Origin of the sequence: Swingsia samuiensis, assembly GCF_006542355.1 — a bacterium.
GTDB classification, from domain to species: domain Bacteria; phylum Pseudomonadota; class Alphaproteobacteria; order Acetobacterales; family Acetobacteraceae; genus Gluconobacter; species Gluconobacter samuiensis.
The window spans coordinates 187,504-207,936 of record NZ_CP038141.1 but is presented as its reverse complement, the minus strand read 5'-3'; the positions used below and the strand labels follow the sequence as shown (position 1 = coordinate 207,936).

The 20,433-nt window shown below is 45.2% G+C and carries 21 protein-coding genes and 3 tRNA genes; 17 read left to right on the top strand and 7 right to left on the bottom strand.

Annotation, left to right across the window (positions count from 1 at the left end; translation table 11 throughout):
• Positions 1-6: 6 nt before the first annotated feature.
• From rplS to E3D00_RS00955, 7 genes are all read left to right on the top strand, one after another.
• On the top strand, positions 7-399 hold the full coding sequence (rplS, locus tag E3D00_RS00985) for a 50S ribosomal protein L19 (protein WP_141459142.1): 393 nt from the start codon (positions 7-9) through the stop codon (positions 397-399).
• A gap of 21 nt (positions 400-420) precedes the next feature.
• Positions 421-1,848, top strand: coding sequence for a 3-isopropylmalate dehydratase large subunit (gene leuC / locus E3D00_RS00980; protein ID WP_141459140.1), 1,428 nt, complete (start codon positions 421-423; stop codon positions 1,846-1,848).
• Positions 1,848-2,474, top strand: coding sequence for a 3-isopropylmalate dehydratase small subunit (gene leuD / locus E3D00_RS00975; RefSeq protein ID WP_141459138.1), 627 nt, complete (start codon positions 1,848-1,850; stop codon positions 2,472-2,474). Before leuC ends, leuD begins: the two co-directional genes overlap by 1 nt.
• Positions 2,471-3,583 carry a 3-isopropylmalate dehydrogenase gene (leuB, locus tag E3D00_RS00970; RefSeq protein WP_141459136.1) on the top strand — a complete coding sequence of 371 codons (1,113 nt, stop codon included), beginning with the start codon at positions 2,471-2,473 and terminating at the stop codon, positions 3,581-3,583. The genes leuD and leuB overlap by 4 nt, the downstream gene beginning before the upstream one ends.
• A gap of 184 nt (positions 3,584-3,767) precedes the next feature.
• Complete coding sequence (locus tag E3D00_RS00965; protein ID WP_141459134.1) at positions 3,768-4,970, top strand: pyridoxal phosphate-dependent aminotransferase; 1,203 nt, start codon at positions 3,768-3,770, stop codon at positions 4,968-4,970.
• On the top strand, positions 4,967-6,178 hold the full coding sequence (locus tag E3D00_RS00960) for a pyridoxal phosphate-dependent aminotransferase (protein WP_141459132.1): 1,212 nt from the start codon (positions 4,967-4,969) through the stop codon (positions 6,176-6,178). Before E3D00_RS00965 ends, E3D00_RS00960 begins: the two co-directional genes overlap by 4 nt.
• A 42-nt stretch (positions 6,179-6,220) precedes the next feature.
• Positions 6,221-7,924: a M3 family oligoendopeptidase gene (locus E3D00_RS00955; RefSeq protein ID WP_141459130.1), complete on the top strand. Its 1,704-nt coding sequence runs from the start codon at positions 6,221-6,223 to the stop codon at positions 7,922-7,924.
• A gap of 5 nt (positions 7,925-7,929) precedes the next feature.
• Here the strand turns inward: E3D00_RS00955 and E3D00_RS00950 are convergent, their stop codons facing one another.
• Positions 7,930-8,439, bottom strand: coding sequence for a thioredoxin family protein (locus tag E3D00_RS00950; protein WP_141459128.1), 510 nt, complete (start codon positions 8,437-8,439; stop codon positions 7,930-7,932).
• Positions 8,440-8,497: 58 nt separating this feature from the next.
• On the opposite strand from E3D00_RS00950, the gene E3D00_RS00945 reads away from it, so the two are divergent.
• Positions 8,498-8,797 (top strand): NRT1/PTR family MFS transporter, encoded by a 300-nt coding sequence (locus E3D00_RS00945; protein ID WP_141459126.1) that lies wholly within the window; start codon positions 8,498-8,500, stop codon positions 8,795-8,797.
• Between the two features lie 3 nt (positions 8,798-8,800).
• Here the strand turns inward: E3D00_RS00945 and E3D00_RS00940 are convergent, their stop codons facing one another.
• Positions 8,801-9,226 carry a DUF423 domain-containing protein gene (locus E3D00_RS00940; protein WP_141459124.1) on the bottom strand — a complete coding sequence of 142 codons (426 nt, stop codon included), beginning with the start codon at positions 9,224-9,226 and terminating at the stop codon, positions 8,801-8,803.
• A 110-nt stretch (positions 9,227-9,336) separates the two neighbouring features.
• Here E3D00_RS00940 and E3D00_RS00935 point away from each other — a divergent pair, with 110 nt between their 5' ends.
• Positions 9,337-9,930, top strand: a complete 594-nt coding sequence (locus E3D00_RS00935; RefSeq protein ID WP_246091453.1) for a DUF4142 domain-containing protein — start codon at positions 9,337-9,339, stop codon at positions 9,928-9,930.
• Positions 9,931-10,351: 421 nt separating this feature from the next.
• Positions 10,352-10,960, top strand: a complete 609-nt coding sequence (locus E3D00_RS00930; protein WP_141459119.1) for a hypothetical protein — start codon at positions 10,352-10,354, stop codon at positions 10,958-10,960.
• On the opposite strand, the gene E3D00_RS00925 is transcribed toward E3D00_RS00930, so the two are convergent.
• Positions 10,961-12,865: an OPT family oligopeptide transporter gene (locus tag E3D00_RS00925; RefSeq protein ID WP_141459117.1), complete on the bottom strand. Its 1,905-nt coding sequence runs from the start codon at positions 12,863-12,865 to the stop codon at positions 10,961-10,963. It lies immediately after the preceding gene.
• A 135-nt stretch (positions 12,866-13,000) separates the two neighbouring features.
• On the bottom strand, positions 13,001-13,591 hold the full coding sequence (locus E3D00_RS00920) for a hypothetical protein (RefSeq protein WP_141459115.1): 591 nt from the start codon (positions 13,589-13,591) through the stop codon (positions 13,001-13,003).
• 102 nt (positions 13,592-13,693) lie between these two features.
• On the opposite strand from E3D00_RS00920, the gene ispH reads away from it, so the two are divergent.
• The 4 genes from ispH to E3D00_RS00900 all read left to right on the top strand — a co-directional run bounded on the left by ispH (position 13,694) and on the right by E3D00_RS00900 (position 16,290).
• Positions 13,694-14,704 (top strand): 4-hydroxy-3-methylbut-2-enyl diphosphate reductase, encoded by a 1,011-nt coding sequence (ispH, locus tag E3D00_RS00915; protein WP_141459113.1) that lies wholly within the window; start codon positions 13,694-13,696, stop codon positions 14,702-14,704.
• A gap of 6 nt (positions 14,705-14,710) precedes the next feature.
• Positions 14,711-15,661: a homoserine kinase gene (locus E3D00_RS00910; protein ID WP_141459111.1), complete on the top strand. Its 951-nt coding sequence runs from the start codon at positions 14,711-14,713 to the stop codon at positions 15,659-15,661.
• Positions 15,654-16,109 carry a ribonuclease HI gene (rnhA, locus tag E3D00_RS00905; RefSeq protein ID WP_141459109.1) on the top strand — a complete coding sequence of 152 codons (456 nt, stop codon included), beginning with the start codon at positions 15,654-15,656 and terminating at the stop codon, positions 16,107-16,109. The genes E3D00_RS00910 and rnhA overlap by 8 nt, the downstream gene beginning before the upstream one ends.
• 105 nt (positions 16,110-16,214) lie before the next feature.
• Positions 16,215-16,290 (top strand) — tRNA-Asn (locus tag E3D00_RS00900).
• An 81-nt stretch (positions 16,291-16,371) separates the two neighbouring features.
• On the opposite strand, the gene E3D00_RS00895 is transcribed toward E3D00_RS00900, so the two are convergent.
• A complete protein-coding gene (locus E3D00_RS00895; RefSeq protein WP_141459107.1) occupies positions 16,372-17,592 on the bottom strand; it encodes an MFS transporter in 1,221 nt (406 codons plus the stop codon).
• A 71-nt stretch (positions 17,593-17,663) separates the two neighbouring features.
• Between E3D00_RS00895 and gpt the strand changes: the two genes are divergently transcribed.
• From gpt to E3D00_RS00880, 3 genes are all read left to right on the top strand, one after another.
• Positions 17,664-18,170 (top strand): xanthine phosphoribosyltransferase, encoded by a 507-nt coding sequence (gene gpt, locus E3D00_RS00890; RefSeq protein WP_141459105.1) that lies wholly within the window; start codon positions 17,664-17,666, stop codon positions 18,168-18,170.
• 68 nt (positions 18,171-18,238) lie between these two features.
• A tRNA-Pro gene (locus E3D00_RS00885) sits at positions 18,239-18,315 on the top strand.
• An 18-nt stretch (positions 18,316-18,333) separates the two neighbouring features.
• Positions 18,334-18,410: transfer RNA gene (locus tag E3D00_RS00880), tRNA-Arg, on the top strand.
• 24 nt (positions 18,411-18,434) lie between these two features.
• On the opposite strand, the gene E3D00_RS00875 is transcribed toward E3D00_RS00880, so the two are convergent.
• Positions 18,435-18,992, bottom strand: coding sequence for a nicotinamidase (locus E3D00_RS00875; RefSeq protein WP_141459103.1), 558 nt, complete (start codon positions 18,990-18,992; stop codon positions 18,435-18,437).
• 31 nt (positions 18,993-19,023) lie between these two features.
• Entirely contained in the window at positions 19,024-20,373 is a 1,350-nt protein-coding gene (locus tag E3D00_RS00870) for a hemolysin family protein (RefSeq protein ID WP_141459101.1), read from the bottom strand.
• Positions 20,374-20,433 lie beyond the last annotated feature (60 nt).

Genomic DNA, 20,433 nt, shown 5'->3' with positions numbered 1-20,433 from the left:
TTGGTTATGAACGTTATCCAACAGTATGAAGCTCGTGAAATTGAGCGTCTTTCCGCCGCTCGCGCTGTACCAGAATTCATCGCTGGTGACACAGTTCGTGTTGGTGTTCGCGTTGTTGAAGGAACACGTGAACGTGTACAGAACTTTGAAGGCGTTGTGATTGCACGTTCCAACAAGGGACTAAACAGCAATTTTACCGTTCGTAAAATTTCGAATGGTGAAGGTGTTGAGCGTGTATTCCCACTTTATGCACCTTCAATCGCTAGCATTGAAGTTGTTCGCCGTGGTAAAGTCCGTCGTGCGAAATTATATTACTTGCGTGGCCGTTCTGGTAAGTCTGCACGTATTGCAGAGCGTCCCCGTGATCTTCCAAAGAGTGGTGAACAAGCCGCTTCTTAATTACAACTCTGGAGTATAGAGATGTCCGTTTCTTCTTCGCCCAAAACGTTGTTTGACAAAATTTGGGACGACCATGTTGTAGAAACTCTCGAAGATGGAACGGGTATTCTCTATATTGATCGTCACTTCCTCCATGAAGTGACCAGCCCTCAGGCTTTTGAAGGGCTGCGGTTGGCTGGACGTCGTTTGCGGCGTCCAGATGCAACAGTTGCGGTTGTAGACCACAACGTCCCAACATCCGATCGCTCAAAACCAATTGAAGAGCCAGACAGTCGCCTTCAGATCGAGACGCTTGAAAAGAACGTTGCGGAATTTGGCGTCCCTTATTTTCCTTTACGTTCAGCCTCCCAAGGCATTGTGCATGTCGTGGGCCCAGAGCAAGGTATTTCTTTGCCGGGGATGACAATCGTATGTGGAGATAGCCATACTTCTACGCATGGTGCATTAGGGGCATTAGCTTTCGGTATTGGTACGTCTGAAGTTGAGCACGTTATGGCTACTCAGACACTTTTACAAAAGCCCGCTAAAAATATGCGCGTGACGGTGGAAGGCAAGACCGGCCCCGGGGTTACGGCTAAAGACATTATGCTGTCCATCATTGGTAAGGTGGGAACCGCTGGTGGCACAGGGCATGTTATTGAATTTGCAGGCTCGGCAATCCGGGATTTGGATATGGCTGGCCGAATGACGTTATGTAACATGTCTATTGAAGCTGGAGCAAAAGCGGGTTTGGTTGCACCAGATGAGAAGACCTTCGCTTATGTAAAGGGTCGCCCTTTTGCGCCTAAAGATGAGGCATTCGAACAGGCATGTGCTTACTGGCGCACCTTAGCATCTGATGAAGGTGCAGTATTTGATACGGAAGTAACGTTGCGCGCAGAAGATATTGTGCCTTCTGTTACATGGGGGACAAGCCCTCAGGATGTATTATCGATTGATGGTAGGGTTCCATCTCCTTCTGATTTTGAAGATCCTGCTCATGCGGCTCAGGTTCAACGTGCGTTGGATTATATGGGGCTGGAAGCCGGGCAGAAAATTGCTGGAACGCCTATTGATGTTGTGTTTATAGGCTCATGCACAAATAGCCGCTTAGAAGATTTAAGAGCTGCGGCAAACGTAATTCAAGGACGACGCGTAGCGTCCGGTGTGCGCGCCATGGTGGTCCCTGGTTCAGGACTGGTTAAAAAAGCAGCAGAAGAAGAGGGACTGGATAAAATTTTCCAAGATGCAGGCTTTGAGTGGCGTGAAGCTGGGTGCTCGATGTGTCTTGGAATGAACCCTGACCGCTTGAAGCCGGGACAACGGAGTGCTTCGACATCCAATCGAAATTTTGAAGGACGTCAAGGCCCTGATGGGCGTACGCATTTATGCTCTCCATCGATGGCAGCAGCTGCTGCGATTATGGGGCAATTGTGTGATGTACGTGAGTTGGTGAAGGAAACCGTCTAATGGAGAAGTTTACAGAATTGACGGCCATTGCTGCGCCAATGCCGAATGAAAACATCGATACGGATCAAATTATTCCGGCTCGGTTTCTAAAAACCATTCAGCGTACAGGTCTCGGTAAAAACGCTTTTGCGGCTCAGCGGTATGATGAAAATGGCAAAGAGCGTCCTGATTTTGTATTAAATCAAGAACCATACCGACATGCGGAAATTTTAATTACCTATGATAATTTAGGGTGCGGTTCTTCGCGTGAGCATGCGCCGTGGGCACTTCTGGATTTTGGTATTCGGTGTGTTATTGCACCAAGTTTCGCAGATATTTTTTATAATAACTGCTTTAAAAATGGTATTTTACCAATTCGGTTACCACGGGACGTGTGCGACACCTTAATGAAGGATGCTCGAAACGGGGCGAATGCTCGTTTGACGGTGAATTTGGAAAAACAAGTCATTGTTCGTCCTGATGGAGAAACATTGTCGTTTGATATTGATCCTTTCCGTAAGCATCTTTTGCTGGAAGGGTTAGACGATATTGGGCAAACACTCGCCCATGATTCTGAGATTAGTGAGTATGAACACCAGCCGCGTCGGGCTTGGGTTCCATCGATTGCAGTAGGGGCCGTAAAATGAGTGATGCTCACAAAATTCTAGTTCTTGCTGGAGATGGTATTGGTCCTGAAGTGATGCGTGAAGTGGCGCGTATCGTTCAGTGGCTGAGTGCGCACCGAGGATTAAAGCTAGAGATTAAGGAGGAGTTGGTTGGTGCATCTTCTCTTGCCGTCCATGGCGTGCCCATTCGTGATGAAGTAATTGAATTGGCCAAACAGTCCGACGCAGTTTTCTTTGGCTCGGTAGGAGATCCCGCGTGGAGCCATGTTGCTTTCGATAAACGGCCGGAAGTGGCTATTTTGAAGCTGCGTAAAGAGTTGGAGCTCTTCGCTAATTTGCGTCCAGCTCAGTTGTTTGATGCATTATTGGATGCATCAGCATTAAAACCTGAAGTTGTTCGTGGTTTGGATATCATGATCGTTCGGGAAACGGTTGGTGGTATTTATTTTGGTGAGCCGCGCGGAATAGAAACTTTACCGGATGGTTCTAAAAAGGGAATTAATACAGAAGTTTACACAACCTCTGAGATTGAACGTGTGGCACGTGTTGCTTTTGATTTGGCGCGTAAGCGTGATAACCGCGTTTGCTCGGTTGAAAAAAGCAATGTGATGGAAAGTGGCCTTTTGTGGAAAGAGGTCATTACAGATTTGCACAAGCGTGACTATGCGGATGTGCAGCTTACGCATATGCTTGCCGATAATTGTGCGATGCAACTCGTCCGTGATCCTAAACAGTTTGATGTGATCGTGACAGGCAATTTGTTTGGCGATTTGTTGTCTGATTTGGCTTCTATGCTGACAGGTTCTTTAGGTATGCTGCCATCTGCTACATTAGGTGTGGAACGTGCCGATGGTAAGCGGAATGCTTTGTATGAGCCTATTCACGGGAGCGCGCCAGATATTGCTGGTAAGGGAATAGCGAACCCTCTTGCGCAGATTTTGTCTTTCGCGATGTTATTGCGTTATTCTTTAAATCGCTCAGAAGATGCGGAGCTGATTGAAAAAGCTGTATCTAACGTTCTAACTAGTGGATTGAGAACAGCGGATATTATGTCAGACGGAATGGCTCGCGTTGGAACAGAAATGATGGGTCAATCTGTTCTGCGGGAAATGGAAAAACTTTCGTCATAAGAGTAATTTTTTCTAAACCATTAGCCTTCGTGTAAAGATGAGAACGAGGGCTAATGGTTTTTTTATTTTAAGACGTTTCTAGAAAGTATCTTCTGCAATTTATTTATCGTTGTATGGTACGCAAAATATGTTAGACGCGGCTAGAATATTAGCCCGGATTTTTTGATTCCATCAGGAAGCGACTATGTCTTTTATTGCAGACCGTCTGAATCGTATTCTTCCCAGCCAGACAATTGCGATTACGCAAAAGGCAAGAGCGTTAAAAGCAGAAGGGCGTGATATTATTAGCCTTTCTGCTGGAGAGCCTGATTTTGATACTCCGGATTTTATAAAAAAAGCGGCAATTGACGCCATTCATAGAGGCGAGACAAAATATACCGATGTTGCGGGAACAATGCCTTTGCGTGAAGCGGTTGCAGCACGGTTAAACACAGATTTTGATCTGGATTATCGCGCTGAGGAAATCTGTGTTTCAACGGGCGGTAAGCAAGTTATTTATAATGTGATGGTTTCTACTCTTAATGCAGGGGATGAGGTGATTATTCCTGCACCTGCGTGGGTGTCCTATCCAGATATCGTTTCTTTAGCGGATGGAAAACCAGTTGTCGTGCAAACTGCGGCTGAAAATGGTTTTAGATTAACGCCTGAACAGCTCCGAGCTGCAATTACACCTAAAACGAAGTGGTTGGTATTAAACTCGCCCTGTAATCCAACTGGCGCTGTTTATGGGGAAGATCATCTTAAAGCATTGACAGATGTTTTATTAGAACATCCTCAAGTATGGATTTTGACAGATGATATGTACGCCAAGCTGATTTATGACGGTGAGGTAGCCAAGACGGTTGTTCAAGTTGAGCCAAAGTTGCGTTCTCGCACTGTAACGATGAATGGTATTTCCAAAGCGTATGCCATGACAGGGTGGCGAATTGGTTTTTCAGCGGCTCCTGTGGAGTTAACGCGCCAGCTTATTAAGTTGCAGGGACAGAGCACAAGCAATGCTTGTTCGATTGCACAAGCCGCGGCAAAAGAAGCTGTTTCCGGGCCTCAAGGCTTTATTGATGAAATGGTAAAGGTCTATCAAGAACGCCGAGATTTGGTTGTGTCGATGTTGAATGATGCACCGGGGTTGAGTTGTTTGGTTCCTGAAGGGGCTTTTTATGTCTTCCCATCGGTTGAGAAGATTTTGGGAAAAACAAGCCGGGGTGGAACTGTTATTAAAGATGATGAAACATTTGTAACAGCTTTGTTGGAAGAAACCGGCGTGGCTGCGGTGCATGGTAGTGCGTTTTTAACCCCAGGTTTCTTTCGTGTGTCTTACGCAACGAGTACAGAGCTTTTGAAGGAAGCATGCTCGCGTATTCAGCATTTCTGTCAGGGGCTATCATGAGCTTTCGTGTCGCATCGCGCTTGGCAACATTACCTCCACCCGCCACCATTGCAATGGCCGCTCGAGCCCGTGAGTTACGCTCCACAGGTGTAGACGTTATTTCTTTGGCGTTAGGGCAGCCTGATTTTTCTTCTCCGCAAGAGGCTGTTGAAGCCGCTTATCAAGCCGGTTTGGAAGGAAATACGGGATACCCACCGATTGCGGGGCAAAAGCCTTTAATTGATGCGATTATTCGTAAGTTCAAGCGTGATAATAACATTGATGCAACGCCTGAACGTATTATGGTCGCGAATGGCGGAAAGCAGGTTATTTTCAATGCCTTTATGGCAACGTTAGATCCCGAAGATGAGGTTATTGTTCCTGCGCCTTATTGGGTAAGTTATCCATTAATTGCTCAAATGTTTGGAGCAAAAGCGATCGAAGTTCCGACGCGGGAAGAGGATGGCTTTCGGCCAGATCCAGATGCGTTTCGAGCAGCGATTACACCAAAAACACGCTGGCTTGTTTTGAATTTTCCTAACAATCCGACAGGTGCTATTTTAGAGCGACGTGATCTGGAGGCAATTGCAGATGTTTTAAGAGCTGCACCTCATGTCATGGTGATGTCTGATGAGATTTATGAGCATCTGACATTTGATGGAAAGAAACATTTATCGCTTTTGGAAGTAGCGCCTGATTTGGCCGATCGTATTCTTATCATCAATGGGATGGCCAAAGCCTATGCGATGACAGGATGGCGTGTTGGCTTTGCGTGTGGGCCTGCTCCATTAATTAAAGCGATGATCTCTGTGCAGGGGAATGCAACTTCAGGTATTTGTACCTTGGCACAGGCTGGTTCTGTTGCGGCGCTTGATGGTGGGATGGAGCGCATTCAAATGATGCGTGAAACCTATCAAAAACGCCGTGACAAAATGATCGAGTTTTTAAAAGATATCCCCGGGGTGACGTGTGCTACGCCAGAGGGGGCTTTTTATGTTTATCCTGGAATTGCCGCATTAATGGGCAAAAAAACGCCTCAAGGGCGTGTATTGGATACGGATATTGCTTTTGCTGAAGCGCTCTTAGAAGAAGCTCATGTGGCAACGGTTCCGGGTTCGGCTTTTGGTTTGAGCCCTTATTTGCGTTTATCGTGTGCCGCGTCAGATGAGCAGCTTGAGGAAGCAAGCAGACGTCTTGCACATTTTGTAAAAGAATTGCGATCTGCGTAAGGAAGGTAGACGGAAGGAATAGCATTTGTCACAATTAAGGTTATGACAAATGCTATTCCTTCGTTTTCAGACCTTTCCTTTTCTCGACCAGATGAAAAGTGCCTTCAAACGCGTTATGCTCTGATTGAGGATTTACTTGATCAGGGCCAGCGTGAAGAGGGATTAAAGGCGTTTGATCAGGTGCGCCGGGAATATGAATCTTGGTCGTCTTATGTTCATTTACAGTTTTCTCGGAATACGCAGGACGAACAAGCCAAGGCAGATCAAGAATATGCTGATAAATTAACGCCCATTGCGTTGGATTATGAAATAAAAACAAAGAAACGTTTATTAAGTGATGCCGATCGGAGTGGATTGGAGCGTATTTTAACGCCGCATGTTGTTAAGCTCTGGGAAGCTGACGTTACAACATTTGACGCGCGTATTGCTCAGGATATTGAAGAAGAATCACGCTTAACGGCGGAGTATACGGCGTTATTGGCTTCAGCACAGATTGAGTTTGATGGAAAAACGTTAAACCTTTCTGGCTTGGTTCCTTACTTGCAAAGCCTTGATCGAGATGTTCGTCATGCAGCAGCACGGGCACGGTGGGCTTTCTTTGAAGAGAATGGCGAAAAATTAGATTATATTTATGCCCAACTGGTTACCTTGCGTGATCGAATGGCTCAAACGCTTGGTTTTGAAAATTATATAGAACTGGGTTATCGCCGTATGAGGCGAACGGATTATGGTCCGAAAAAAGTTGCTTCTTTTCGAGAGCGTATTTTGAAATCTGTAACGCCTTTTATTGCGGCTTTGTTGGAGCAACGTCGCCTGAGAATGGGGTGGGATAAGGTCAGGGCTTGGGATGAAGATTTGATTGACCCTAAGGGCAATCCAGCTCCTGGGGGAGACCATGATTTTCTAGTGAAAAGTGCGGAAGATATGTTCAAAGCGCTTGATCCAGAAAAGGAGCTTTCCGATTTTTATATTCAGATGCGTGATTTAGGGTATCTGGATCTGCAAAATAGAGAAGGGAAGGCAGGAGGCGGTTTTTGTACGTCTTTTCCTACGGTCGGTTCTCCTTATATTTTTGCAAACTTTAATGGCACTCATAATGATATTGGGGTGTTTACCCATGAAATGGGGCATGCTTTCCAAAATTGGAAGAGCAGGGATTTGACGTGGATTGATCAATTGTGGCCAACGATGGAATCAGCGGAAATCCACTCCATGTCTTTGGAGTTTTTAACATGGCCTCAAATTGATTTGCTGATAGAAAAAGATGCTGGTGAACGTTACCGGCAGATGCATTTAATTGATTCTTTGGCCTTTTTTCCTTACGGGGCCTGTGTTGATCATTTTCAACATGAGGTCTATGCGCATCCAGAAATGACAGCACAAGAGCGACATCAGACGTGGGCGCGGCTTGAAAAAATGTATATGCCCTGGCGTGATTGGGGGGATTTGGCTTATCCATCCAAAGGTGCCCGGTGGCAGGCACAACTGCATATTTATCGTTTGCCGTTTTATTATATCGACTATGCCTTGGCTCAGTGTTGTGCTTTGCAATTTTGGTTGCAATCACGGGTGGATATGAGTGAAGCGTTTGAGCGATATCGTCAGCTTTGTGCAGAAGGAGGGAGTAAGCCTTTCTCTGAGCTTGTAAAAGACGCGGGCTTAATCTCTCCGTTTGAAGAAGAGGCTTTGATGGAAGCACTTGATGTCGCTGATCAAGAACTGAATTTAGCGCCCTTATCTAAATAGGGGGCTTATTGCCGGTTATCCCATTCAGCAATTAAGTTAATGACCGCTTGGGGTGACATTGCACGGGCATTTCCTAAAGTTTCTGCATCATTTTGGTTAAGAAGATGGCCGTTGGGAGTGATGATCAGAACGGTTGGGACGGCTGTGATGCTGACATTGTATTTTTGAGGGATGTCCAAGTTTGTATTAAATTTTTCTACATTTATGGGGACAAGAACAAAATTCTGATCGAGCCACTTTTTTGCATCGGGAAGTTCAAAAACTCCGGCAAGCATTTTGCAGTCTGGGCACCAGTTTCCACCAAAATCCAGCAGAACGTTTCGGTGTGTTTTTGCTGCCAGCACAAAGGCTTGTTGCACTTGTGTGTGGGCAAGGTTAGCGGATGGATAGGGAGTGGCAACAAAAGGAGCAGATTGTTCGCGTAATGTTGGGGGTGCTATAGTATGACTATAGGAAGGCGAGGATAAAGGTATGAAGAGACTAGTTAGGCTAAGGATTTTATAAACAATACGCATCGAATAAGCTTTCGTGGATGGGCCATAAAAGGAAAGATGGTGAGGTAAAGGAGGTAACGTGGCAGACAGAGAAGTAAGTATTATTGAGACATTGTTGAGAACCGTAGGGCTTGTCGGCCTTACATTGGTGATTGCGTCTATATTCCGTTTTTGGGGGCCAGCTGTGCATGTCGTGCAGAATATTGCAGGCACAAGCTTTTGGCAAAAACTATACGGTGTATTTCACATTGATTCTGCGTTAGGGCGAGAGCAGCTCATTTTGATTTCGATTATTATTTTCTGCTTTTTTGTAGCATTGCTTATACAAAGTCTTTTCTTGTTGGCGTTGAAGCCATTGCGTCGAAAAAAACAGATGTAATTGTTAATGCTGGTCTTTTTTTAAAGCAGAAAAGGCCGTTAAAAGCCATGCTAGAATTAACAAACTGCCACCATAAGGGGCAACGCGAGCGATGGAGAAGACAGAAATTTTAAGATCCCAAAGTGCAAAAGATATAACAGGAAAGCAAAAAAGCGTTATTCCTATACAGAAACAGGACACCGTGTATTTAAGGATTGTTTGATTTAACAGGCGTGGCTTCAGGGATAAAGAGCAGAGAATTATAGCATGCCACATCATCATTTCGACTGCGGTATGTAGAATGTTCCGCCCGTTTGCAACAGCAAAAGCATTTTCTGGTAAGTGTGATGCCAGCGCACCAAGGATAACACCAGAGGCTCCGTATAATGCGCCTATAATAAAGCCCAAACGAAGGACTGGTGGTGTTTCGTGTGATGAAAGAGAAGACATTTCTTGAATATATCCTTAATGTGTTAAAACTTTAAGAGACTTGAACTTGTTAATATTTAAAAGACCAATAGTGTGATGATGAGTAATTATAAAGGTATCTTGCTATGAGAATGACGTCCTACTTATCTCTTTTTGCGTCAGTTGTATTCTTGTCTGGGTTGACAGCATGTGGTGTTCCAGATGCTCCTCCGGCGCCTCCACTGCCATCCGCCGCTAAAACATATAAACTTTCTACGGCGGATGCTGTCTTTTTGCAGCAGATGGATGCGTTAAATCAGAAAGAAATAAAAATAGCCAGTTTAGCTGAAACGCATAGTAATAGTGATGTTGTGAAAGCTTTTGCACATACGGTTGTGGGTGATTATACGAATGGACAAAAAGCAGTTTCTAAGATTTTATCCGATGGTAACTTAACACAATCAAGTAAACTAACTGCGGCTGATGAGAAGCACATTAATTCGTTTAAAAGTCTCTATAAGAACTCATTTGATCGTCTGTTTCTACTGGATGTGATAGAAGTTAATACACCAAGTTTACAAAAGACATTACAGACTGAAGCTAAATCAGGTGGATCTCCAAGTATTAAAGCTCTAGCATCTGATACTTTAAAGATGCTGCAAGATCATTCTGATCGAGCAGAAAATATTAGTGGGTCTCATATTGTTAGAACAAGACATCGTCGGCATATGAATCGCTATTACTAAGTGAGTAAATTATAAATATTCGGAATAGAAACTTTATTATAATTTTCTAGGGATTAATTTTATCTCCTAGAGAATTATAATATATTTAAATAATTTAAAATGATCTTCTGTTTTGGAGGATTTATTCCCAAAAAGGTAAAGACATGTTTTGTAATTATTCTGAATAGAGTGGAATAGAAGAATTATATGATAATTAAAATAAAATCTGATGACAAATAAAGAATAACTTGTTATGTACCCATTGTTAATTACATCGGGTATTATATTTTTAGAGTCTCGATGCTATTAACAATATCACTCCAATCAGGATGTGCCGACGCTTCATATTTGAAGATGGTATTTAAACTTTGAGTATTTAGTCACACGAAGGCCCTTTTGGTTGGGGAACATTATAATTCATATTTGGTAGAAAAAACAAAGAATGCACGACGAACAGCAGGTTAGTGAAGATAAACTGCGAGAAGCTTTGGCGCGATTGGGAACAGGATCTTCTTCGTCATCATCTTCTCGCCCACAGCAATCTCGCCCTGTAACAACACCTACAACAGAGCGTCGACGTCGGTTTGTAAGAGATGGTCAAGTTGTTGTGGAGCATCAGGCGAGCCGGAGTTTCATACAACGGAACAATAATCAGAATCAAGAAGATCAAGAAGAAATCGAACGTCTTCGTTTATCTGTAAAGCGTGAGCAACGCCGGTGGGAAGAAAGCCAGCGTGAACTTACTGAACTACGGACACAAGTAAAAGCTTTTGAAACGCGTGAAGCGCATGCAAAAATTCAGCTAAGTGAAGCCAGCAAGCATTTGCGTGATTATCAAGAGCAAATACAGTCTCTAAAGACACAATTGCACAAGGCGAAAGAGGAAGCTGCTGTGGCTGCACGCCGTTCTCCTCGTCCTGTTGGGCGCCCACGTAAGGTTCAGCCGGATGTGGTTAATACGCAGGTTCATGAGGCTCAACACAATAATCATTCTGATGTTCAGACGTCAGGTGATGAGCCAGAACCCGTTCAATGGTGGGTCAAATCCTAATTAGTTAGGTTGGACCTTTGGGCGACGAATTTGTCGTCCAAACCATATTAAAATGCCAAGAAATGTAACCCATCCAAGACTGTTTCGTATGAATGGTGTGATGGGCAAGGCTAAGGTGTCAGTATTACCTGTTGTGCCAGCTAAAAGGGCAATGGCAACCCCAATAAGGCTTTCTCCAACAATAAAACCTGAAGCAATCATGGTTCCTTGCTCCTTGGAGTGAGCACGGAGTAACCAGCTTACGGCAGCGCCACAAGCAATGGTAATAGACGTTTCTGGTGGAAGATAAATCCCCATTCCAACGGCGAGAGGGGGGAGAGCTAAACTTTTTCGATTGAGTAGAAAATCAGCCCCAATCAAGACGCATCCCAAGCAAGCCCCAATTTCAAGCATGGACCAATCAAGGTTGTGAGAAAGAATACCAGAAGCGATAGCAGCCATTAAAGCTGGCTGAGGCGCGGCAAGAGCATGTTCCGGGTGCATACCTGCATGAGGCATAGCGCCGACGAAGCCATATGCTTGGTAAAGCACTTGCAAGACCCAAGGAATAACAAGGGCACCAATAATGCAACCGATAAGTAGAGCAACTTCTTGTTTCCAAGGAGTTGCTCCAACGAGCTGTCCTGTTTTGAGGTCTTGCAAATTATCATTAGATACAGCGGCAGATGCTGTAATGGCGGAAAGTACAAAAAGGCCAAAAGCGATTATTGTTGGTTTCTGATCAAGAGGGATAATGCCTAAAGCCTCAATACCCGCCAGAGCCACAGAGATAACAATAATAGCAATAATGCCAATTCCCGAAATGGGGGAAGAAGACGAACCTATAATTCCAGCCATATATCCGCAGGCGCTTGCCACAAGGAAGCCGAGGCCAAAGCAGCAGATGAGACCAAGGAAAACGAGAGTGGTTATAGTGGTATGACTATGGAAATGGGGAATTAAAAATTGTGCAAACAGGCCAGCTAAGATCAGCGCAAGAAGAGTACTAAGAAGAATTAAAGCTTTTGGGGAGAGATCTTTATCTGTTTCGTTTTGAAGTTTTTGCACGTGTTGTGAAAACGCTTCCTTCAAACCTCTTAGAACGGGTGAAGCAAGTGAAATCAGTGTCCAAACAGCCGCAACAGCGATTGTTCCAGCTCCAATAAACCGGACCTTATTGCGCCATAATAAGGTAGATTGAGTAATAGGATCGACCGAGGGATTAAAATGCCCGAGCAGAGGGACCATTCCGCCCCATGCGATCAAGACCCCAAGGAACATGGCTATCCCGCCGCCGATGCCAATGAGGTATCCAGTCCCTAAAAGAGCAAGGGAGAAGCTCCCGCTGATACGAAAAGCAGAAGAGCCAAGGGTTGTTGCTGCACTAAAACCGTCTGAAAATATTTGTAACCCTGTTGTAGCAAAACTCACAACGGCTGCGACAACACTTCCTTTCGTAAGAGAGCGTAAGCTTTCTGAATCTCCTTCAGGGGATGAGGCACGTAAAATTTCAGCACAAGCCGTGCCTTCTGGATAAGGAAGTTTTGAATGGGTTACCAAAGCCCGCCTCAAAGGGATGGTAAAAATAACCCCTGTCATTCCACCTGCAAGAGTGAGTAGAAGGCATGTAATGTAAGGGAATTCGTGCCAATATCCGACCATGATAAGGCCTGGTAGAGCCGCAAAAACACAGGAGAGTGTTCCTGCTGCTGAGGCCTGGGTCTGCACCATATTATTTTCTAGAATTGTACCACCACCCAGCATTCTTAGAGTGGCCATAGAAATAATAGCAGCTGGAATGGAAGATCCAAATGTCAGACCTATTTTAAGGCCCAGATAAACATTTGCAGCGGTAAAAATAACGGTGATGAACGCCCCTAAGATAATTCCTCTGAGAGTGAGTTCTCGGTGATCCAAGATATTCATTGATAGAGGCATCCTAATATTTTGTTTCTTTATCATTATGATAAAGCTCAGGTTGCGACAAGCTTTTGAGAAAAAAGAAAAGGGATGGATATGAATAATCCACCCCTTTGAGAAGAACTTTGAAGGCCTTACGCTTTATTGAGAATGGCGTTCAAATGTTGCGATGGGAAGATGCTGTCTGTTGTAGGTCAGTTCATCGGGCGTTAATTGGTAGCCAATCTCAAGTGTATATGGATTTTCTTGTAAATTTTGAGATGCAGGCAGGTCAATTAAGCGTAGTTCGGTTCGAACGGATTGTGTGCTGACGTTGGCAGGAAGAGCAAAAGTATCTTTAAAGATTTTTTTATCAATAATCTTGCCATCTCGCATGATCGCTACGAAATACGGAACGGTAATTATATTATCTTTAGCAGCAGGGCCACGCGTTAAGTTCATCGCTAAACTTATACGAGTGCGGGTCGTTTGTTGATCGTCAGAGCTTTGTGGGCCACGTTCACAATCACCAGCAATTGCGGTAAGTTGAGCATGGCTAATAAGGCTCCCAACATCCAGACTCTGGTTGTTATAAACAAACTGGTCTGCTGTTGCTGCCGGGACGTCTGTCGCAGGGCAGGCTGGTGCAAAAAGTTGAGGGTCGGATTCGCCGCACCCTGCCAGAGTGGAAAGGGCCAAAAGAGCACAGGTTGGGAGATAAAAAGATAAGGCAAGGCGCCGAAGGGCTGGCATTTGCTGTAGAAACTCCTACAAAGCGGTCTGGGCATTGCGACATATCGCAATCCGGTCGATACTGACCCTAATATATCGAATTCTACCCGTTTGGGGAACACCATGTCAGATCAGACAATTTTTGCATCTAAAGATCATCAGGATGCCACACATCAACAGACACTTCGTGTGTTGCTTGCGGGACCACGTGGCTTTTGCGCCGGGGTAGACCGTGCCATTCGTGTGGTGGAAGAAGCTCTCCGCCGTTATGGCGCTCCAGTATATGTTCGTCATGAGATTGTGCATAACCGAACCGTTGTGGAAGGTTTGGAAGCTAAAGGGGCCATCTTCGTAGAAGAATTGGACGAAGTACCAGAAGATGGGCATGTCGTCTTTTCTGCGCATGGTGTACCCAAGTCTGTCCCTGTAGAAGCCGAGCGCCGGAATCTCCTTTATCTTGATGCGACATGCCCGCTCGTTTCTAAAGTTCATCGTGAAGCGGAGCGTCATTTTGCAGGCGGTGGCCCTGAGCAACGTCATATCCTTATGATTGGTCATGCAGGGCATCCAGAAGTTGTGGGAACGATGGGGCAGTTGCCTGTTGGGGCTGTCACATTAATTAATGATGCAGAAGAAGCGCGGACGATTCAGCCAGAGGACCCGACACGCCTTGCATTCATTACCCAGACGACGCTTTCTGTAGATGATACAGCTGAAATCGTAGAGATTCTTCGTGAGCGTTTCCCTTTGATTGAGGGACCAAAGCGCGAAGATATTTGTTATGCAACGACGAATCGCCAAGAGGCAGTGAAAGCAATTTCGCATGAAAGCGATCTGGTGATCGTGATTGGCTCACCCAATTCTTCCAACTCGCAGCGCTTGCGAGAAGTGGCAGAACGCTCAGGCGCAACGCGAGCCATTTTGGTGCCGAAGCTTGTCGATCTGGATTGGTCTGTGCTGGAAGGGGTCAAGACACTTGGCATTAGCGCAGGAGCCTCAGCCCCTGAGAGCTTGGTTCAGGAAATGGTCAATGCCTTGTCCAAAAAATATAATCTCAAGATTGAAGAACGGATTGTAAAAGAAGAAAGCGTAAGTTTCCGTTTGCCAAGCCCACTTTCTGGAGAGGAAAAATAAAGTTTTATGGCCGTCTATACTGAAGTGGCGGCCGAGACGCTGCGCGCGTTTCTTGGCACATATAACATTGGTACATTAGAGGCGTTTGAAGGAATTGCTGAAGGGATAGAAAACAGCAATTTTCTTCTGAAGACGAGTGATTCAAAATATATTTTGACACTATTTGAGCGTCGTGTTCAGCCTAAGGACCTTCCATGGTTTTTGGGGTTGATGAAGCATCTTTCTCAAAAAGGCTTAAATTGCCCCCAGCCTGTTGAAGATCAGAAAGGGCAGGCCCTGCGGGAACTTGCAGGCCGCCCCGCCGCGATAACAACTTTTCTGTCTGGTCGAGCTATTGAAGAAATAGATGAAGCATCCTGTGCAGCGATTGGAGAGGCTTTGGCCCAGTTCCATGTTTTGGGGGCTGATTATAAAATAGAAAGGAAAAATGCACTTTCTATTGAAGGCTGGCGGCCTTTATTCGAAAGCTGTCATGGAGCGGGAGATGATCTTTCATCTGGTTTGACGCAAGAAATTTCGAAAGCATTATTGCGGCTTGAAAAAAACTGGCCTCAGACAGATGATTTACCGCGGGGTCAAATACACGCTGATCTTTTTCCTGATAATGCTTTTTTTCAGGGGAAAACCGTCTCTGGGATAATTGATTTTTATTTCGCCTGTACGGATTTTTTTGCTTACGACATAGCCATTTGTTTGAATGCATGGTGTTTTAAAGAAGATAAAACGTTTCTTCCGACATTCGCGAAGGCCATGATTGATGGGTATGAGAAGGTACGCCCGTTGGAGCGTGCTGAAAAAGAAGCTTTACCTCTTTTGTGCCAAGGGGCTGCAATACGCTTTTTCTTAACGCGGCTATATGACTGGGTGAACACGCCAGAAGGAGCCTTGGTCACGAAGAAAGATCCGTTAGTTTATTTAACGCGGTTAAGATATTTTTCTGAGGTTGATCATGTCTGAAGAGACAAAGGATGCGCGTCCTTTTGTTGATATTTGGACAGATGGAGGCTGTAAACCAAACCCAGGCCCAGGTGGCTGGGGGGTTCTTTTGTTCTTTAAGGGGAAAGAGAAAGAACTATGGGGCGGTGAAGCCGAAACCACCAATAATCGGATGGAACTTACCGCAGCGGCGGAAGCGCTTGAGGCTTTGACGCGTCCTTGTATGGTCCGTTTGCATACGGATAGTGAATATTTACGCAATGGCATTACGCGTTGGCATGAAGGTTGGGTGCGTCGAAAGTGGCGTAATGCAGCAGGAGATCCGGTTGCCAATATGGATTTGTGGCAACGTATTCTCGATGTTTCCAAAAAACATGACATAGAGTGGTTATGGGTAAAAGGTCACTCCGGCGATCAGAATAATGAACGTGTTGATCAACTTGCGACCCGGGGACGAGAAGAGCTTTAAAATTATTTATTTTCTGAAAGTTAGAAGAAAAAAATAAAAAATTCAAAAAAGTGAAAATAAGGGCTTTACCTCTTCGGAGAATTTAAGTAGATACGTTTTCACCGGTCCCGAATAGCTCAGTTGGTAGAGCAAGCGACTGTTAATCGCTGGGTCGTAGGTTCGAGTCCTACTTCGGGAGCCACTCTTTAAGAGAGTTCTACGGTAACATTTAAAAGCCCTTTTGGAGGGCTTTTTTTGTGTCTAAATTTCACTCATCAAACGATTATTCTGGCCGGACATCTTCCAGGCGGTCAAGGTTTCGTAACCGTGGGAAGGAATACATCCACAAGCACGCGATGAGAATGGTACCGATTCCACCTGATATGACTGCTGCTTCTGGACCAATGCAACTGCCGAGCATACCACTTTCAAACTCCCCCAGCTGGTTGCTGGAGCCGATAAATAATGAATTTATGGCAGAGACTCGTCCTCTCATTGAATCGGGTGTAGCGAGTTGGAGTAGCGATGAGCGGATGACGACACTAATGACATCTGCGGCCCCAAGGCCGATTAAAGCGGCTACGGAAATCCAAACGGTGTGAGATGCACCAAAAATAATGATCGTAATTCCAAAGACAATGACGGCTGCGAACATTTTAAGCCCAGCTTTTTGACCAAGCGGATGGCGAGCTAGCCAAGAAGACATGAGCATAGATCCAATAGCAGGTGCCGCTCTTAAAAAGCCCAGTCCAATGGGGCCAACTTTTAAAATACCATCTGCATAGACAGGAAGCATTGCTGTTGTGCCACCTAAGAGGACAGCAAACATATCAAGCGAGATTGCTCCCAAAAGATCGCGTCGTTTGTTTAAAAAGCTTAACCCGGCAAAGACAGATGCAAAGGTGACTGGTTCACGTGGGATAGGAATGCGGCGTAACTTTAAATTGGATGTTCCCATGAAGGCTACAGCAAAGCCGCATGTAGAAAGAGTGTAGCAAAACACCGGACCGATTCCGTAGAGAATGCCTCCGAGGCTGGGGCCTACAATGGATGCTGTCATGAAAAGGGAGGATACAAAGGCTTGCGCTTTGGGAAAAAGCTCCGGCGGGACAATGTTTGGAAGAAATGCTTGCTGACTGGGAAGTTCAAAGCTGCGAAGAACGCCGTAAATCGTCGCAAAGGCATAAAAGAGAGTAGGAGTGAGGAGATGATAGAAGGCGGCAAGTGCTAAAATAGCCGTGCTGAAAGCCTCTAAAGCCTGACAGGTTAAAACAATGTTTTTGCGGTTGAATCGATCAGCCACATGACCCGATAAGAAAGTCAAAGGGATCATGGGAAGGAATTGTGCTAAACCAAGATATCCGAGAGATGCGATGCTGTGTGTAAGCGCATACATCTGCCATCCGAGGGCCACGGTCATTGTGGCAGATGACAGTTGAGCAAAAATTCGGCCTGTAATGAAAGCAGGTAAACCGGGAAGGGAGCGTAAGGCTGGGTCAATCATTTTTTTATTCTAAGCATTTTTATGTGTAAGTGGATTATAAAAGTTTTGAAAGAAAAGGATCTGGGTAAATTATGACAAATACTCAAACACCACAATCGGTTCAGTATGCCACAGTGACATGGGATCAGTTGCATCGGGATGCCCGCCATTTAGCAACTGAGCTGATGCGTAAATATGGTTCTTTCCAAGGCATTGTTGCCATTACACGTGGGGGGCTGATCCCGGCGGCGATTTTGGGTCGAGAAATGGGGTGCCGGTTGATCGAAAGTATTTCGGTTATCAGTTATGCAGAAGAGGAGGGATCTCAGCGAGAACCTCAAGTTGTGAAAGCGCCTGTTGCCGCAGGGGATGGGGAAGGTTTTCTCATTGTGGATGATTTGGTTGATTCGGGCGTAACGGCAAAATTAGTGCGGGAGTTGTTACCCAAGGCTGTATTTGCATGTTTATACGCTAAACCCGACGGGAAACCCCATACCGATCAATTTGTTATGGAAGTTCCTCAAGACACGTGGGTTCTTTTTCCTTGGGATACTGCGCCTCTTTTTGTTCCGCCGTTGGTGAAAAAAGAAAAAGAGTAAAAAAAGTAAAATAATGGCAAAAAGCCTCTTGCGTTTAAAACAGAATGGCCATAAGTTCCGCATCAGTTCGGGGCGTGGCGCAGCCTGGTAGCGCGCTTGTTTTGGGTACAAGAGGCCCCCGGTTCGAGTCCGGGCGCCCCGACCATCTTCTTGAATTCTATCTGCGCCCTTAGCTCAGTTGGATAGAGCAACAGCCTTCTAAGCTGTGGGCCGCTGGTTCGAATCCAGCAGGGCGCACCACTTGCGCCTTGCAAGGCGAACGTTTCATTCAAGTAAATTGATACCTCTGCTTTTCATATCGTTTAAAAGTTCTTCTGATGGGTTAATCCCACGTGTAGCGCTTAGAATGATGTCGGTCTTATATCCCGCCTCTAATGCATCACGGGCTGTTGCGGCAACGCAGTAGTCTAAGGCTAGGCCGGTAATGACCACACGTTTTATATGGTTTTCTTGTAAGATCGCATGGAGCGGAGTTGTGTAGACGTGATTATTATCAAAAAAAGCGGAATAGCTATCTGTTTCCTGATGAATGCCTTTGTGAATAAAGTGTTGAATAGGATCTGTGTTGAGATCTTGAGGAAAATCAGCACCTTTAGAGCGAGCAACACAGTGCGTTGGCCAAGGGCCACCTTGATCTGAAAACGAACAATGGTTTTTAGGGTGCCAGTCCTGAGAAGCAGCAATCAGTTTGAAGCTTTTTTGACTGAGCTCATTAATGGGTTTGATAATATCGTTTCCACTAGGAACCGCCAGTGCCCCACCTGGAAGAAAATCATTTTGAACATCAACGATAATAAGGGCCGTGTGCTTTAAATCAGCCATGGAGAGTATCCTTTAATGGATTATTCGAAAGCTATAGGCGTGTGACAAGCAACTGGTTAATCCGGAAACCTTCGACATCCACCACCTCAAAGCGAAATCCTGAGGTTTCAATACTATCGGCTTTGCGGGCAATGCGTCTCAAACGATTCATAACGAAGCCACCAACAGTGTCAAAGTTCTGAACATCATCAAAGATGGGGATATGAAGCTCTCGTATAACATCTCCAATAGGAGCAGCTCCATCAATCAACCATGAGTTATTATCACGTTTAACGATGGCTTGCTCTTCAAATGGGTTGGCAAGGCCATCCATTAAAGCTCCCATAATGTCTTTATAAGTAATTAAGCCAACAACGAGGCCATATTCATTTACAATAAGAGCAAAGCCAGCCGCGTGTGTATCAAACTGAGCGAGTGTCTCCCAAAGGTTTAATGTGTCGGGCAAGGAAAGAACATCTCTGCGCATTTTGAAAATCTGGCTTGCCGCAGGAATGATTGTTTGGCTTTCTTGAGGGGGAGGTTCATCCACAACGGCAGCCAGAACGTCTTCTGCACGAATGGACCCAATCACATGATCCAAATCACCGTCACATAAAGGATAACGAGAGTAGGGCTTCGCACGGACTTTATCACGTTGGCTTTCTGGAGGTTCTTGCACATCCAGATAAACAATTTCGTCGCGTGGGGTCATGGCAGAAGTTACGGCACGATCTTGTAAGCCTAAAACGTTTTGAATCATCTGATGCTCTTGTTCCAAAAGAACACCAGAGGCCGTGCCCGCAGCTAGAATTGCGCGTAGATCTTCAGGGGTGACGGGCTCAACCGTTGATGCCGCAGGGATTTTTAGGAGATGCAATAGGCCATCAGAAATTTTGGAAAAAATCCATACAACAGGAAAAAGTAGTTTGAGCGCAAGAGCCGGAAACCAGCCGACTTTAAGGGCAATCTTATCAGGCGCATTCATTGCAATTCGTTTAGGCAATAAATCGGCAAAAAGCACAAAAATAGCCGTAATGAAAATAAAGGAGACTGTTCCTCCAACATTGGTTGCTAAAGAAAGAGGCAATCCTATCCACTGAAAGAACGCAGACATGGGTGCGCTCAACATGGATTCACTAATAACACCGCCCAAAATTCCAACAGCGTTCAAGCATATCTGAAGAACGGTAATAACTTGGCCACTATTGCGACGCAGCTTTAGGAAAGCGATTGCACGAGGATCTCCGGCATCTGCTTTTGAGCGCACACGTACATCACGTGCTGCAGCAAAAGAGATTTCAGACATTGAGATAAGGACTGAAATTCCAATAAGTATTGCTGTGGCAAGAAGGCCCAGCAAGAAAAGAGAAAGAAAATGCTGGGAAGAAAAATGAGCTGACATAAGAAACACATTATATGAAAATTTGTACCGAAATACTAATTTTCTTTTATATAAAGATAT

Bases quoted from the DNA above. Each gene is read 5' to 3' on its own strand.
- rplS (WP_141459142.1), top strand. From the start codon at position 7: ATGAACGTTATCCAACAGTATGAAGCTCGTGAAATTGAGCGTCTTTCC.
- E3D00_RS00965 (WP_141459134.1), top strand. From the start codon at position 3,768: ATGTCTTTTATTGCAGACCGTCTGAATCGTATTCTTCCCAGCCAGACA.
- leuC (WP_141459140.1), top strand. From the start codon at position 421: ATGTCCGTTTCTTCTTCGCCCAAAACGTTGTTTGACAAAATTTGGGAC.
- gpt (WP_141459105.1), top strand. From the start codon at position 17,664: ATGACAAATACTCAAACACCACAATCGGTTCAGTATGCCACAGTGACA.
- leuB (WP_141459136.1), top strand. From the start codon at position 2,471: ATGAGTGATGCTCACAAAATTCTAGTTCTTGCTGGAGATGGTATTGGT.
- E3D00_RS00875 (WP_141459103.1), bottom strand. From the start codon at position 18,992: ATGGCTGATTTAAAGCACACGGCCCTTATTATCGTTGATGTTCAAAAT.
- leuD (WP_141459138.1), top strand. From the start codon at position 1,848: ATGGAGAAGTTTACAGAATTGACGGCCATTGCTGCGCCAATGCCGAAT.
- rnhA (WP_141459109.1), top strand. From the start codon at position 15,654: ATGTCTGAAGAGACAAAGGATGCGCGTCCTTTTGTTGATATTTGGACA.
- E3D00_RS00940 (WP_141459124.1), bottom strand. From the start codon at position 9,226: ATGTCTTCTCTTTCATCACACGAAACACCACCAGTCCTTCGTTTGGGC.
- E3D00_RS00910 (WP_141459111.1), top strand. From the start codon at position 14,711: ATGGCCGTCTATACTGAAGTGGCGGCCGAGACGCTGCGCGCGTTTCTT.
- E3D00_RS00895 (WP_141459107.1), bottom strand. From the start codon at position 17,592: ATGATTGACCCAGCCTTACGCTCCCTTCCCGGTTTACCTGCTTTCATT.
- E3D00_RS00925 (WP_141459117.1), bottom strand. From the start codon at position 12,865: ATGAATATCTTGGATCACCGAGAACTCACTCTCAGAGGAATTATCTTA.
- E3D00_RS00960 (WP_141459132.1), top strand. From the start codon at position 4,967: ATGAGCTTTCGTGTCGCATCGCGCTTGGCAACATTACCTCCACCCGCC.
- E3D00_RS00870 (WP_141459101.1), bottom strand. From the start codon at position 20,373: ATGTCAGCTCATTTTTCTTCCCAGCATTTTCTTTCTCTTTTCTTGCTG.
- ispH (WP_141459113.1), top strand. From the start codon at position 13,694: ATGTCAGATCAGACAATTTTTGCATCTAAAGATCATCAGGATGCCACA.
- E3D00_RS00935 (WP_246091453.1), top strand. From the start codon at position 9,337: ATGACGTCCTACTTATCTCTTTTTGCGTCAGTTGTATTCTTGTCTGGG.
- E3D00_RS00950 (WP_141459128.1), bottom strand. From the start codon at position 8,439: ATGCGTATTGTTTATAAAATCCTTAGCCTAACTAGTCTCTTCATACCT.
- E3D00_RS00955 (WP_141459130.1), top strand. From the start codon at position 6,221: ATGACAAATGCTATTCCTTCGTTTTCAGACCTTTCCTTTTCTCGACCA.
- E3D00_RS00930 (WP_141459119.1), top strand. From the start codon at position 10,352: ATGCACGACGAACAGCAGGTTAGTGAAGATAAACTGCGAGAAGCTTTG.
- E3D00_RS00920 (WP_141459115.1), bottom strand. From the start codon at position 13,591: ATGCCAGCCCTTCGGCGCCTTGCCTTATCTTTTTATCTCCCAACCTGT.